9 protein-coding genes and 27 tRNA genes are annotated in these 12,684 nt (G+C 38.5%); all 36 read left to right on the top strand.

All coding sequences use genetic code 11. The features are described from left to right. The first annotated feature begins 4 nt into the window (after nucleotides 1–4). Nucleotides 5–77, top strand: a tRNA-Val gene (locus HMPREF0493_RS06635). 2 nt (nucleotides 78–79) lie between these two features. After that, a tRNA-Lys gene (locus HMPREF0493_RS06640) sits at nucleotides 80–152 on the top strand. Nucleotides 153–165: 13 nt separating this feature from the next. Continuing rightward, a tRNA-Leu gene (locus HMPREF0493_RS06645) sits at nucleotides 166–247 on the top strand. Between the two features lie 25 nt (nucleotides 248–272). Then, nucleotides 273–345: transfer RNA gene (locus HMPREF0493_RS06650), tRNA-Thr, on the top strand. A gap of 11 nt (nucleotides 346–356) precedes the next feature. Then, nucleotides 357–428, top strand: a tRNA-Gly gene (locus HMPREF0493_RS06655). Nucleotides 429–437: 9 nt separating this feature from the next. Beyond that, nucleotides 438–523: transfer RNA gene (locus HMPREF0493_RS06660), tRNA-Leu, on the top strand. An 8-nt stretch (nucleotides 524–531) separates the two neighbouring features. Then, nucleotides 532–605 (top strand) — tRNA-Arg (locus HMPREF0493_RS06665). A 6-nt stretch (nucleotides 606–611) separates the two neighbouring features. Next, a tRNA-Pro gene (locus tag HMPREF0493_RS06670) sits at nucleotides 612–685 on the top strand. 28 nt (nucleotides 686–713) lie between these two features. Then, a tRNA-Met gene (locus HMPREF0493_RS06675) sits at nucleotides 714–787 on the top strand. Nucleotides 788–799: 12 nt separating this feature from the next. Beyond that, nucleotides 800–873: transfer RNA gene (locus HMPREF0493_RS06680), tRNA-Ile, on the top strand. Between the two features lie 13 nt (nucleotides 874–886). Continuing rightward, a tRNA-Met gene (locus tag HMPREF0493_RS06685) sits at nucleotides 887–960 on the top strand. A 3-nt stretch (nucleotides 961–963) separates the two neighbouring features. After that, a tRNA-Asp gene (locus HMPREF0493_RS06690) sits at nucleotides 964–1,037 on the top strand. Nucleotides 1,038–1,043: 6 nt separating this feature from the next. Continuing rightward, nucleotides 1,044–1,116: transfer RNA gene (locus tag HMPREF0493_RS06695), tRNA-Phe, on the top strand. A 23-nt stretch (nucleotides 1,117–1,139) separates the two neighbouring features. Continuing rightward, nucleotides 1,140–1,210: transfer RNA gene (locus HMPREF0493_RS06700), tRNA-Gly, on the top strand. A 4-nt stretch (nucleotides 1,211–1,214) separates the two neighbouring features. Next, a tRNA-Ile gene (locus HMPREF0493_RS06705) sits at nucleotides 1,215–1,289 on the top strand. 2 nt (nucleotides 1,290–1,291) lie between these two features. Further along, nucleotides 1,292–1,380: transfer RNA gene (locus tag HMPREF0493_RS06710), tRNA-Ser, on the top strand. A 206-nt stretch (nucleotides 1,381–1,586) separates the two neighbouring features. Further along, nucleotides 1,587–2,057: a YoaK family protein gene (locus HMPREF0493_RS06715; RefSeq protein WP_228117024.1), complete on the top strand. Its 471-nt coding sequence runs from the start codon at nucleotides 1,587–1,589 to the stop codon at nucleotides 2,055–2,057. A 175-nt stretch (nucleotides 2,058–2,232) separates the two neighbouring features. Next, nucleotides 2,233–2,304, top strand: a tRNA-Glu gene (locus tag HMPREF0493_RS06720). A gap of 32 nt (nucleotides 2,305–2,336) precedes the next feature. Further along, nucleotides 2,337–2,425: transfer RNA gene (locus tag HMPREF0493_RS06725), tRNA-Ser, on the top strand. Nucleotides 2,426–2,431: 6 nt separating this feature from the next. Beyond that, nucleotides 2,432–2,505 (top strand) — tRNA-Met (locus HMPREF0493_RS06730). 3 nt (nucleotides 2,506–2,508) lie between these two features. Further along, a tRNA-Asp gene (locus HMPREF0493_RS06735) sits at nucleotides 2,509–2,582 on the top strand. Between the two features lie 6 nt (nucleotides 2,583–2,588). Continuing rightward, a tRNA-Phe gene (locus HMPREF0493_RS06740) sits at nucleotides 2,589–2,661 on the top strand. Between the two features lie 7 nt (nucleotides 2,662–2,668). Continuing rightward, nucleotides 2,669–2,750, top strand: a tRNA-Tyr gene (locus HMPREF0493_RS06745). 5 nt (nucleotides 2,751–2,755) lie between these two features. Next, a tRNA-Trp gene (locus HMPREF0493_RS06750) sits at nucleotides 2,756–2,826 on the top strand. 13 nt (nucleotides 2,827–2,839) lie between these two features. Next, nucleotides 2,840–2,912: transfer RNA gene (locus HMPREF0493_RS06755), tRNA-His, on the top strand. 7 nt (nucleotides 2,913–2,919) lie between these two features. After that, a tRNA-Gln gene (locus HMPREF0493_RS06760) sits at nucleotides 2,920–2,991 on the top strand. A 20-nt stretch (nucleotides 2,992–3,011) separates the two neighbouring features. Beyond that, nucleotides 3,012–3,082, top strand: a tRNA-Cys gene (locus tag HMPREF0493_RS06765). 37 nt (nucleotides 3,083–3,119) lie between these two features. After that, nucleotides 3,120–3,204 (top strand) — tRNA-Leu (locus HMPREF0493_RS06770). 119 nt (nucleotides 3,205–3,323) lie between these two features. Next, the gene (locus HMPREF0493_RS06775) at nucleotides 3,324–4,496 is read left to right on the top strand and encodes a glycosyltransferase family 4 protein (protein WP_006352577.1); all 1,173 of its coding nucleotides are present in this window, start codon (nucleotides 3,324–3,326) and stop codon (nucleotides 4,494–4,496) included. After that, nucleotides 4,489–5,532, top strand: coding sequence for a glycosyltransferase family 4 protein (locus HMPREF0493_RS06780; RefSeq protein WP_006352578.1), 1,044 nt, complete (start codon nucleotides 4,489–4,491; stop codon nucleotides 5,530–5,532). Before HMPREF0493_RS06775 ends, HMPREF0493_RS06780 begins: the two co-directional genes overlap by 8 nt. Beyond that, a complete protein-coding gene (locus HMPREF0493_RS06785) occupies nucleotides 5,533–6,558 on the top strand; it encodes a lysylphosphatidylglycerol synthase transmembrane domain-containing protein (protein WP_006352579.1) in 1,026 nt (341 codons plus the stop codon). A 75-nt stretch (nucleotides 6,559–6,633) separates the two neighbouring features. Continuing rightward, a complete protein-coding gene (locus HMPREF0493_RS06790; protein WP_006352580.1) occupies nucleotides 6,634–8,712 on the top strand; it encodes an LTA synthase family protein in 2,079 nt (692 codons plus the stop codon). 52 nt (nucleotides 8,713–8,764) lie between these two features. After that, nucleotides 8,765–8,998, top strand: coding sequence for a preprotein translocase subunit SecG (gene secG / locus HMPREF0493_RS06795; protein ID WP_006352581.1), 234 nt, complete (start codon nucleotides 8,765–8,767; stop codon nucleotides 8,996–8,998). A 67-nt stretch (nucleotides 8,999–9,065) separates the two neighbouring features. Next, nucleotides 9,066–11,390: a ribonuclease R gene (gene rnr, locus HMPREF0493_RS06800; protein ID WP_006352582.1), complete on the top strand. Its 2,325-nt coding sequence runs from the start codon at nucleotides 9,066–9,068 to the stop codon at nucleotides 11,388–11,390. 12 nt (nucleotides 11,391–11,402) lie between these two features. Continuing rightward, nucleotides 11,403–11,858, top strand: coding sequence for an SsrA-binding protein SmpB (gene smpB, locus HMPREF0493_RS06805; RefSeq protein ID WP_006352583.1), 456 nt, complete (start codon nucleotides 11,403–11,405; stop codon nucleotides 11,856–11,858). A gap of 105 nt (nucleotides 11,859–11,963) precedes the next feature. Beyond that, nucleotides 11,964–12,500: a hypothetical protein gene (locus HMPREF0493_RS06810; RefSeq protein ID WP_006352584.1), complete on the top strand. Its 537-nt coding sequence runs from the start codon at nucleotides 11,964–11,966 to the stop codon at nucleotides 12,498–12,500. The last annotated feature ends 184 nt before the right edge of the window (nucleotides 12,501–12,684 follow it).

A 12,684-nucleotide genomic window follows, 5' to 3' on the forward strand; every position in this document is an offset into this window, starting at 1 on the left:
TTATGGAGGATTAGCTCAGCTGGGAGAGCATCTGCCTTACAAGCAGGAGGTCACAGGTTCGAGCCCTGTATCCTCCATCGAGTCGTTAGCTCAGTTGGTAGAGCAACGGACTTTTAATCCGTGGGTCGAGGGTTCAAGTCCCTCACGGCTCATGACCCTAATTTTGCGGGTGTGGCGGAATTGGCAGACGCGCTAGATTTAGGTTCTAGTGTTTTCGGACGTGTGGGTTCAAGCCCCACCACCCGTATTGCCAACCACATATTGACATTTATGCCGATTTAGCTCAGTTGGTAGAGCATCTGTCTTGTAAACAGAGGGTCGTACGTTCAAGTCGTATAATCGGCATTTTATATTTTGCGGAAGTAGTTCAGTGGTAGAACATCACCTTGCCATGGTGGGGGTCGCGGGTTCGAATCCCGTCTTCCGCTTTCACTTATGCCGGGGTGGCGGAATTGGCAGACGCACGGGACTTAAAATCCCGCGGTTGGTTTCAACCGTACGAGTTCGACTCTCGTCCTCGGCACTAGTGATGCGCCCTTAGCGCAACTGGATAGAGTGTCTGACTACGAATCAGAAGGTTGAAGGTTCAAATCCTTCAGGGCGCATGTTTACGGGAAATGGCTCAGTTTGGTAGAGCACCTGGTTTGGGACCAGGGGGTCGCAGGTTCGAATCCTGTTTTCCCGATTGTAATCTACAGGTTACAAAAGGTTTTGGCGGTGTAGCTCAGCTGGCTAGAGCGTCCGGTTCATACCCGGGAGGTCGAGGGTTCGATCCCCCCCGCCGCTATTTTGTAAGCTTGGACCTTTAGCTCAATTGGTTAGAGCAGACGGCTCATAACCGTCCTGTCGTAGGTTCGAGTCCTACAAGGTCCATAGTGAATATTATCGCGGGATGGAGCAGTCTGGTAGCTCGTCGGGCTCATAACCCGAAGGTCGTTGGTTCAAATCCAGCTCCCGCAATTTGGTCCATTGGAGCAGTGGTTTATCTCGTCTCCCTGTCACGGAGAAGATCGTCGGTTCAAATCCGACATGGACCGTAAGATGGCTCGGTAGCTCAGTTGGTAGAGCAAAGGATTGAAGCTCCTTGTGTCGGCGGTTCGATTCCGTCCCGCGCCATTCGTTTTGTACTTTGATAAGTTGCGGGTATAGTTTAGTGGTAAAACGAAAGCCTTCCAAGCTTTAGTCGCGAGTCCGATTCTCGTTACCCGCTTTTTGGGCCTATAGCTCAGCTGGTTTAGAGCGCACGCCTGATAAGCGTGAGGTCGATGGTTCAAGTCCATTTAGGCCCATTGGAGTAGTACTCAAGTGGCTGAAGAGGCGCCCCTGCTAAGGGCGTAGGTCGGGTTTCCCGGCGCGAGGGTTCGAATCTCTCCTACTCCGTATTATTGAATAAAGAATCTTGCTTAGGCAAGGTTCTTTTTTTGCTGGTTAAGAAAGATTGGAAATTGAAAATGGATATTAAACCTGAGAACAAGATTGCTCAAAAGATCCAAATAGCAACCGCTTTAACCTTTTGGGGGATTCAATAAATCTCTAGCAAATGGAAACGTATCAGGTATATTAAATAGAGGATTAACTATCCTAGGATTTATTTTGGGCCTTTTTTTGTAGTTTTAATTCATTCGAAGACTAGAAGTCCTTATTGGCGAATAATCGAAATGGTGCCGCTTCTGGTTATTTCAACCTTAGTAGGCTTTATTCCCGTTAACGTACCTAATTATTACATAGTGCCTTTTCTTGCTTTAGGTATGGCTATGCAGAGTGGGACTTTTAGAAAAATAGATGGGTTAGGGTACAGTAATGTATTTACATCTGGAAATTTACGTAAGACGGTTTTATCTTGGAGTCAATTTTATATACTTGATGATGAGAGTCAAAGAGCAAGTGGTAAAGACTATTTAATTATTGTTCTTCCATTCACATTCGGAGCGTTAATTTCAGCATTAATGCAAAAATGTTTAGGCATTAGAACTATTTGGATTGCAAGTATGATTTTGATTATGGCAAATATTGCATATGGAGTATTAGTTAAACAGAAGTATAGGTCAGAAAAATAAAAAAGTTGCAAAAAAGGCTTGCATAAACTAAAAATATCCTGTAATATAGTTATCGTTGTCGAGGGGCAATGAATAATTTGATCATTTGTTAAAAGATTTCAAAAAAACATTTGACAAATGACCCGCAATCAGTTATTATAGTTAAGTATTCTGCGTTAATTAAGCAAGACTTAATGACCCGTTAGTCAAGTGGTTAAGACACGGCCCTTTCACGGCCGTAACATGGGTTCAAATCCCGTACGGGTCATTGCCAGTTTAATACAGGCATTCATAAGCTATGGAGGATTACCCAAGTGGCTTAAGGGAACGGTTTTGAAAACCGTCAGGCGGGTTATGCTCGCGCGTGGGTTCAAATCCCACATCCTCCTTAATATCGCGGGATGGAGCAGTCTGGTAGCTCGTCGGGCTCATAACCCGAAGGTCGTTGGTTCAAATCCAGCTCCCGCAATTTGGTCCATTGGAGCAGTGGTTTACCTCGTCTCCCTGTCACGGAGAAGATCGTCGGTTCAAATCCGACATGGACCGTAAGATGGCTCGGTAGCTCAGTTGGTAGAGCAAAGGATTGAAGCTCCTTGTGTCGGCGGTTCGATTCCGTCCCGCGCCATCAGCCCGGAGGAGTAGCGAAGTGGCTAAACGCGGCGGTCTGTAAAACCGCTCTCTCTGAGTTCGGCGGTTCGAATCCACCCTCCTCCATTAATAGGGATATCGTATAATGGTAGTACAGCGGTCTCCAAAACCGCTGATGTGGGTTCAATTCCTACTATCCCTGTTTAACCTTCATGGCGGAATTGGTGAAGGGGTTAACACACCGGTTTGTGGATCCGGCATGCGTGGGTTCGAATCCCACATTCCGCCCTAATATTGGGATATAGCCAAGCGGTAAGGCATTAGACTTTGACTCTAACATGCACTGGTTCGAATCCAGTTATCCCAATTTGTTAATAATAAGCTCATGGCGGTGTAGCCAAGTGGTAAGGCAGAGGTCTGCAAAACCTTAATCGTCGGTTCGAGTCCGACCCCCGCCTTTAACCAGCTACTATAAGCTGAATAAATTAATATCATGGCGGTGTGGCGGAATTGGCAGACGCGTCAGACTCAAAATCTGGTGTCCGTTTAGGACGTATCGGTTCGACCCCGATCACCGCTATATTTATAAGATCTAGCTATGGCTAGATCTTTTTTTGTTGATAAAATATTTATATTTTTTAATATAAATTGCTAATATTGCTTATAATCTCTATAATACCTATATACGGAGGTATTTAGATGAATATTGGTCTTTTCACCGATACATATTATCCGCAAATTAGCGGAGTAGCTACATCGATTAAAACTTTAAAAGATGCTCTGGAAAAACAGGGGCACAATGTTTTTATTTTTACTACAACTGACCCGAATCTTAAAAAGGGAACAGTGGAGCCAAACATCTTTCGTTTTAGCAGCATCCCCTTTGTTTCTTTTAAAGAAAGAAGAATTGCTTTTCGAGGTTTTTTTGAAGCCGCAAAAGTTGCTAAAGAAGTTAAGCTAGATGTAGTTCACACTCAAACTGAATTTGCTTTGGGGATGATTGGGAAATATGTAGCACATCAACTAAAAATTCCCGCAATTCATACTTATCATACGATGTATGAGGATTATCTCCATTATGTTTTAAATGGGCACTTACTGAGACCTTACCATGTTAAGCAATTTACTAAAGGCTATTTAAAAAATATGGATGGTGTGATTGCACCCAGTGTTCGCGTAAAGGACCTTTTAACCCGCTATGGCGTTAAAATTCCGATGAGGGTTATTCCAACCGGAGTAGATATTGCAGCCATGAATGCCGACGCTAAACGGGATGTACGAAAGGATTTAGGCATTTCTGCTACAGCACCTGTGATTTTGACGTTAAGTCGAATAGCTGCAGAAAAGAAAATTGATCGAATTTTAAATATCATGCCCGATATCGTAGAACAGATCCCAGATGTAAAGCTAGTGATCGCTGGTGATGGTCCTGATGTTGATATTTTAAAAGAACAGGTTGAACGATTAACTTTAGAAGATTCCGTTATTTTTGCTGGCAATGTCGAACATGGAGATGTTGGCAATTTTTATCGGATGGCTGACTTGTTTGTTTCAGCAAGTGATACGGAAACGCAAGGGTTAACTTATATTGAAGCTTTAGCGTCTGGTACAAAATGTGTTGTTTATGATACCGATTATACAGAGCATGTTTTTGATAACAGCACTTTAGGTAAAGTATTTACAACGCGTGAAGAGATGCTGACAGATATTTTGAATTATCTTAAACAGGGACATCAAGATATTCCTGAAACTGAATTAGAAGAAAAATTAAATCAAATTTCTGCCGATCATTTTGCAACAGAAGTTCACGATTTTTATGATTATGCTATTGCAAACTATCAGGAAAAGCAGGAAGAGGAACTAAATGATTAGAATTAATATGTTTTCTCAAGCTGATACAGTTAAAGGGCAGGGTGTTGGTTCTGCCTATAACGAGCTAATTAACTTGCTGAGAAAAGATTTAACTGATGAATTTTATGTAACGATTAATAAATATGGCAATAGTGATTTAACTCACTATCACACGATCAATCCGACATATTATGCCAACAGTTTTTCTCCTGCTCGTGGACGAAAAATTGGTTATGTTCATTTCTTGCCTGACACATTGGAAGGCTCAATTAAACTACCAGGTTTTGCTAAAAAAGTATTCTATAATTACGTCATTGACTTTTATAAAAGAATGGATCAGATTGTCGTAGTTAATCCAATTTTTATTGATAAATTAGTTAAATACGGAATTAAACGCGATAAAGTAAAATATATTCCTAACTTTGTTTCAAGAGAAGAATTTTATACTGAGCCCTTAACCAAGAAAAATGCATTTCGTCATCAATTAGGCATTCCGTTAGATAAATTCGTCGTATTTGGCGATGGTCAAGTGCAGCAAAGAAAAGGCGTGGATGACTTTGCCAAAATGGCAGAAGCCAACCCAGACGTACAATTTATTTGGGCAGGTGGCTTTTCATTTGGCAAGATTACGGATGGCTATAATCATTACAAGGAATTGGTTGATAATCCTCCTAAGAATTTAAAGTTTACGGGGATTGTTGATCGAGCAAAATTGGTCGATTACCTGAATATTGCTGATTTATTTTTATTGCCATCTTTTGATGAATTATTCCCAATGTCGGTTTTAGAAGCCTTTAGTTGTGGTACGCCAGTTTTATTGCGGGATTTGGATTTATATAAAGCGATTATTGATGGCTATTACATGAAGGGGCAGGATTTTGATGAAATGAATGCCCAATTAAGACAAGCAATCAAGGATAAAAGTCTGTTGAAGAAATACCAGGCTTTATCTGAACAGGCGAGTGCGCAATATTCAGAAGAACATCTAGCTAAGATTTGGAATGATTTTTATCACGAGCAATATGAACTTGGAAAAAAGTTAGGACAAATTCACTAAATGAATAAAAAGCATTTATGGGGCATACTGATTGTCTTAATGATCAGCGCCCTTGTACTTTATACGGATTTAAAATCAACTCCCGTTGACCAGATTGCTAAAGCAGTACAAGGAATGAACTGGTGGGCTTTTGCCGGGATTTTTCTGCTGATGCTTTTATCATATGTTTTTGAAGCTGGAATTTTAGCAACCCTAGCTAAGAGAAAAAATGAACCTAAAAGATCAAAATGGTCATTTTTCAGAATTCCAATTATTCAGGCATTGTTCAATGCCATAACGCCATTATCTACAGGGGGTCAGCCTTCACAATTGGCCGCGATGGTTCAAATGGGAATTGAAGGTGGACGAGCAACTTCGCTATTATTGATGAAGTTTATCATCTATCAGGTTATAGTTTTTTTGGCTTATATTGTTACAATTGTCTTTGGTTTTCACATGGTCGCTACCAAGTTTGCAGGTCTGGCAATTTTTATAGTCATTGGCCTATTGATCCATGTATGCTCAACGCTTTTTTTATTGGCAATTATGTTTGCTTACAATTGGACAAAAAAGGCAACTAATTGGCTAATGAATCTGTTAGCTAGATTTACAAATGCTGAAAAGGTGGAAAAATGGCGCCAGGCTACAATGGAAAAAATTGAAACGTTTTATGCCGAAAGCCAGAAACTAAAACATGAAAAAAAGAAGTTAATTTTAGCAACTTTGTTAACAATCCTTCAACTTTTGTGTTTCTATTCAATTCCCTTTATGGTGTTAGTTTCCTTAAACGTTCATGCTTCATGGTTTGCTGTAACGCAAATGAATATCATGATCATCATGTTTATGGCAATTATCCCCATTCCAGGGGCTTCAGGTGGTGCGGAATATAGTTTTCAAACTCTATTCTCAACATTTGTTGCCAGCAGTGGTTCTCTTGTTTTAGGGATGTTTTTATGGCGCTTTGCAACTTATTTCTTTGGCATGATCTTAGGTATCTTCGGTTGGATTTTTAAACCTGAAAAAATAAAAAGTGCTGAAGATAATTAAATTTTACCGAAATTCACTATCTGATTTGTTTTTAGTCAAATTAAGCGTAGTAAAATTACGAATAGGAGGAGAAAAATGGCACGTACAAAATCTTTTTTGCGATGGCTAACTCATGAAAAGCTCGGCTTTTTTACCATCGTTTTAGTTTTGTTTTGGCTGAAAACCTACTTTATCTATTTAACAAAATTTAGTTTAGGTGCAGTGGGTTCAATGCAAAACTTCCTGCTTCTCTTAAATCCAATTCCTGCGGGAATGCTGCTTTTAGGAATTGGACTGTTTTTTAAAGGACGAAAATCATATTGGATAATTTTGACGATTGATTTTTTGCTCAGTCTTTGGTTGTTCGCAAATATTTTGTATTATCGTGAATTTTCTAATTTTCTATCTTTCTCGATTATTAAAACATCGGGGTCAACTTCAGATAATTTAGGCAAAAGTATCGTTGGCATAACTTTAGGCAGCGATTTCTTGGCCTTTGCCGATGTGGCTTTAGTAATTATTCTGCTTTTGACTAAAGTAATTAGAATTGATATTCGACCTTTAAAGCTTAGAATCAACTTTTTAATTGAATTTTTGGCTTTATCATTAATGGGGCTGAACTTAATGATGGCGCAGCATGATCGTTCAGGACTATTAACAAGAACCTTTGATAACAACTATATTGTCAAATATCTTGGCATCAATGAATATGCAGTTTATGACGGTTTTAAGACCGCCCAAGCCGGTGCTCAAATGGCAAAAGCCAACGTTAACGATTTAAAATCCGTTCAACGCTATTTGAAAGCAAATTACGTCAAACCAAATCCTGAGTATACAGGCGTTGCTAAAGGAAAAAATGTCTTGGTAATTCACTTGGAGAGTTTCCAGCAATTTTTAATCGGCTTCAAGTGGAAAGGCAAGGAAGTTACTCCTAACTTGAATAAGATTTATCATGCTAAAGATACAATTAGCTTCGATAATTTCTTTAATCAGGTTGGTCAAGGTAAAACTTCTGATGCGGAAATGATGCTTGAAAATTCACTCTACGGCTTACAATCTGGTTCAGCTATGTCCAGTTATGGTACTTCAAATACATTTGAAAGTGCCCCGGCAATTTTGCATCAAGAAGCAGGATATACTACTGCCGTAATGCATGGTGGTGAAGGATCATTCTGGAATCGAAATAATGCATACAAATCTTTTGGTTATCAATACTTTATGCCACTTAGCTATTACAACAATAAATCTGGCTATTATTTAGGATATGGACTAAAAGATAAAATTTTCTTCCAGCAATCAATTAAATATATTGAACGTTTACCGCAGCCATTTTATTTAAAGATGATTACTGTTACCAACCACTATCCTTATAACTTGGACAAACAAAATCAAACCATTTCCAAGACCAACACTGGGGATGAAACCGTCGATGGCTATATTCAAACTGCTCACTATTTAGATCAAGCTATTGGTCAATTAATGAAATGGATGAAGAAGACTGGACTGGATAAAAATACTTTAATCATGTTTTATGGTGATCACTACGGAATTTCAGGCAATCACCATAAGGCTTCAGCACAGCTTCTTGGTAAAGATAGTTTCAATGATTTTGACAATTTAAACTTCCAGCGTGTTCCGTTGATGTTCCATATGAAGGGGCTTAAAGGTAAAATCGATCACACTTATGGTGGTGAAATCGATGTTTTGCCAACACTGTTAAACTTATTAGGAGTAAATGACAAAGGAACCATTCAATTCGGACATGACTTGTTGAGCAAAGATGCGCCACAGATAGTTGCACAAAGAAACGGCGATTTCATTACGCCAGAGTATGCAAAAGTAACAGGCAATTATTACTACACTAAGACCGGCGTTGAAATTAAGCATCCAAGCAAAAAATTAAAAGCAAAATTGACAGCAATTTCTAACAAGGTAACTACCCAGCTATCCTTGTCAGACCGTGTTATCAACGGTAATTTACTGCGCTTCTATAAGCCATCATGGTTTACTAAAGTAAAAACAAAAGATTATAACTATAACAAGACTGAAAGCTTGAAGAAACTTTTCTCTTCAAAGATTAAAACGTCGCTTTGGTATAAGAATCATAAGAAATCTACTCAATCAGAATTTAAGACTGATGCACCAGAATTGAAAAATAAATCTGCAAAGAAATGATTTTTATGATAAAATTGATCAGTAATCCTAACCGAGTAATGGAGGCATCGTTGTGTATAATCTATTTATGACACTTATTATCATTGTTTCGATTCTTATCATTATCGCTACAATGATGCAGCCACAGAAACAACAAGATGCATTGAACGCTTTATCTGGCGGTGCAGTCTTTAGTGGTCAAACCAAAAAACGTGGTTTTGAAGCATTTATGGAAAAAGTAACTGCAGTTTTGTTGGTTTTATTTTTCGCCTTAGCTATTGTATTGGCATATATGTCTTCAAAATAAAGTTTGTACCTCCCGATCACAGAAGTTGGGAGGCTTTTTTTAATATTTTTTAGAAACGGAGAAAAGAATGGCACAAAACGAACGAATTTTGGCCGGCGTTTTAGAAATTTTTCGCCATAATCCGCAAAAACAATTTCGAGTAGATCAAATTGAAAAAATGGCAAGAAGGGATCGGTTAGGCAATTTTACTGAACTGATCAAAGCTTTGTCTTACTTAGAACATGAAAAGAAAATTATTACTGACGGAAAAGGACAATATCAATTAGCACAAGAAAACACTATTGTTGAAGGTGAATTCAGAGCCAACGATAAAGGATTTGGTTTTGTTAGATTAGATGATGAAGATGCTGATGATATTTTCATTCAAAAAGACTTTACTGATTATGCTGTGGATGGAGACCGCGTTGAAGTAAAGATTACAGCAGGTGGCAATCCATGGAACGGCAAGGGACCAGAAGGGCAAGTAACTAAGATTATTGAACATGGTCTCGAAAGTTTGGTGGGTGAATTCCATCCTCTAACTGATGAGCAAGTAAAAACCAGTCATTTTATTGGCTACGTTTTAAGCAGCAATAAGAAACTGCATAATTATCGAGTTTACGTCAGTGAAAATGGATTGATACCCCAAATGGGCGACATGGTTAAGGTTTCAATCAAAAACTATCCTGACAAAGATAATCCGGATTCTATGACTGGTGCCATTATCAACATTATTGGTAATAAAAATGATCCAGGCGTTGATATCATGTCTATTGTTGCTGCCCATGACGTACGCGTTGAATGGCCTGAAGATGCAATGAAACAGGCAAATGAAATTCCTGATCATGTTACTGATGAGGAAAGAAAGGGTAGAGTAGATATTACCGATCAACCTGCTGTCACAATTGACGGGGATGATTCCAAAGACTTTGATGACGCTGTCGTTTTGTGGAAATTGCCTAATGGCAACTATCACTTGGGTGTCCACATTGCTGATGTTTCTCATTATGTAACAGAAAATTCACCTTTAAATAGAGAGGCATTTGCTCGCGGCAACAGTACATATTTAGTTGACCGAGTTATTCCAATGCTGCCATTTCGTTTATCAAATGGAATTTGTTCGTTAAATGAAGGCGTAGACCGTCTTGCTTTGTCCTGTGACATGGAAATTACCCCAGAAGGTAAACGTGTAGGCTATAAGATTTATCCATCTGTCATGCGCTCACATGGTCGAATGACCTATAACAAAGTTAATAAGACTTTGGCTGGGGAAATGGATGGTTTAGAAGATAAATATGTCAAATTGCGTCCGATGCTTCAAGAAATGGCCGAATTGCATAAAGTTTTGTACAAACAGCGTCATGCTCGTGGTGCTATTGATTTTGAAGAACCAGAAGCAAAAATTATTGTTGATGATCAAGGCAAGCCAATTGATATCGCCCTTCATCAACGCGGTACTGCCGAAAAGATGATCGAATCGTTTATGTTAATGGCAAATGAAACCGTAGCTGAAGATTATTATCGTAAGCACGTGCCATTTTTATATCGTGTTCATGAAACTCCAGATGGCGAAAGAATTAAAAGCTTTTTCGAGTTTTGCAGTGCCTTTGGTTTGAACATCAAGGCTGATCCCAACAATGTTAAACCAATTGATTTGCAAAAAGTCGTAACTAAGACTGAGGGAACTCCTGAAGAAGCAGTTGTTCAGACGATGATGCTGCGTAGTTTAAAGCAGGCACATTATGCTGAACAAGATTTGGGTCACTTTGGTTTGGCCGCACAATATTACACCCACTTTACTTCACCAATTCGGCGTTACTCAGATTTGATGGTACACCGTATGATTCATGCTTATGCAGATCAAGGCATGGGCGAAGACGTACAGAAGCATTTTGCTTGCTATTTGCCAGATGTTGCTGATCAGACTTCAACGCAGGAAAGAGTCTCAATTGATACAGAGCGTGAAGTTGATGATCTTAAAATGACTGAATACATGAAAGATAAGGTCGGTCAACATTTTGATGCTGTAGTTTCATCAGTGACTAGTTTTGGGATGTTTATTCAATTGCCAAATACGGTTGAAGGAATAATCCATATTTCCAACTTAACTGATGATTTCTATAGTTTTGATGAAAAATCATTAACTTTGACCGGTCGCGGGACCCATAAGCAATATAAGATCGGTATGCCAATTAAAGTTACGCTTATTAATGCAAATGTTGAGCAGCACCAGCTTGATTTTGAGGTCTATGATCCAAATGCACCAAAGCATAAACATAATGATCGAGGGATAAGTAATAAGCAACGTGGAAATCGTGGCTTTAACAATAATCATGGTCATCGTGGCGGCAGAAATTTTCACAATAGTCGCGGCCACAATCGAAACGGACGCAGTCGTTCAGGAAGACGTTAGGACTGATTTTTGATGAAAGAAAAAAACGAAAATTTACTTGCGCAAAATCGAAAAGCACGACATGATTATTTTATTAAGGAAACACTAGAAGCTGGAATTGCTTTGACTGGAACTGAGATTAAATCTGTTCGGGCACGGCGAATTACTTTGAAAGATGGATATATACAAATTATTAATGGTTCCGCTTTTCTCGAAAATGTTCATATCAGTGAATATAAGCAAGGAAATCGTTACAATCATGATCCGTTAAGGAGTCGCCGTCTTCTTTTGCATAAAAATGAAATCAGACGTTTAGCCAAGGCTGCAGAAGAAAGAGGAATAACTATCATTCCGCTAAAGGTATATCTGAAGCATGGTTTTGCTAAAGTGTTAATTGGGTTAGCGCAAGGTAAGAAACAGTACGATAAGCGCGAAACAATTAAAAAGCGTGATCAAGAACGTGAAATTCGCAGAAAATATCGTGTTTAAGCATGAGTTCAGCTCATGCTTTTTATAGATTTTTACTATAAATACTTGTCAAAACCTAAAATAATTGATACATTTAAATGCTTCCCACGATAAGGAGGAAAAGAAATGAGAAATCGTGAGAAAGAAATTGCTTTAGAATTTTGGCAAATGGGAAAAGTTAGGATCACTGTTAGTGATTATTGCAAAAGTCAAAAGATTTGTCGTAATAGTTTTTACAGTATGTATAATTCGATTACGGATATAATATATTTGATTTTGCGCAATGATATGATGATTGGAATGTCACATGCGGATAATGGACTAATTGATCGTGCATTAGAGAATTGTTTGCGGATGCTGTATAAGAACCATCAGTTCTATTTGTGGCTCTATAATCAGCGAAAACATAGCGAACGTTTGATAATAAAGCATCGTTTAATTAAAGACTTAAAAGAAATAATTCATAGATTTGCGATGGATAATGATGGAATTTCGACGGTTGAGCTCAATCGTGTAGCCGAAGAAATATATGAAAAGCTATTTTGTCAGGTTATTCATGGCTGCGATAGAGATTTTTTGGAAATTTCCAATGAATTGAAAAGACATGTTTTGGCTATTAAAGGCTTGAGATGTCCATGTGTAGGCTATCAAAAACGAGGTTAAAACCTCGTTTTTTATTTTTTAAAAAATTTTTTCAAAAAATTTTTTCAAAAAATTTTGTGGATAAATCAAAAATAAAGTTCGACTATTACGAACTTTTTAAGTCTCTTAATTTAAGATACTTAGCTTTGTGATCTTTTTAGGCCTTTAAGCAATTACAACACAGCCAAGTGTTTCATGGATAAGA

The sequence above is a fragment of the Lactobacillus amylolyticus DSM 11664 genome (genome assembly GCF_000178475.1).
Lineage (GTDB): Bacteria > Bacillota > Bacilli > Lactobacillales > Lactobacillaceae > Lactobacillus > Lactobacillus amylolyticus.

What these genes read in the sequence shown, in the direction of transcription:
- HMPREF0493_RS06780 (WP_006352578.1), top strand. Translation starts at nt 4,489, where the DNA reads ATGATTAGAATTAATATGTTTTCTCAAGCTGATACAGTTAAAGGGCAG.
- smpB (WP_006352583.1), top strand. Translation starts at nt 11,403, where the DNA reads ATGAAAGAAAAAAACGAAAATTTACTTGCGCAAAATCGAAAAGCACGA.
- HMPREF0493_RS06790 (WP_006352580.1), top strand. Translation starts at nt 6,634, where the DNA reads ATGGCACGTACAAAATCTTTTTTGCGATGGCTAACTCATGAAAAGCTC.
- rnr (WP_006352582.1), top strand. Translation starts at nt 9,066, where the DNA reads ATGGCACAAAACGAACGAATTTTGGCCGGCGTTTTAGAAATTTTTCGC.
- HMPREF0493_RS06785 (WP_006352579.1), top strand. Translation starts at nt 5,533, where the DNA reads ATGAATAAAAAGCATTTATGGGGCATACTGATTGTCTTAATGATCAGC.
- HMPREF0493_RS06810 (WP_006352584.1), top strand. Translation starts at nt 11,964, where the DNA reads ATGAGAAATCGTGAGAAAGAAATTGCTTTAGAATTTTGGCAAATGGGA.
- HMPREF0493_RS06775 (WP_006352577.1), top strand. Translation starts at nt 3,324, where the DNA reads ATGAATATTGGTCTTTTCACCGATACATATTATCCGCAAATTAGCGGA.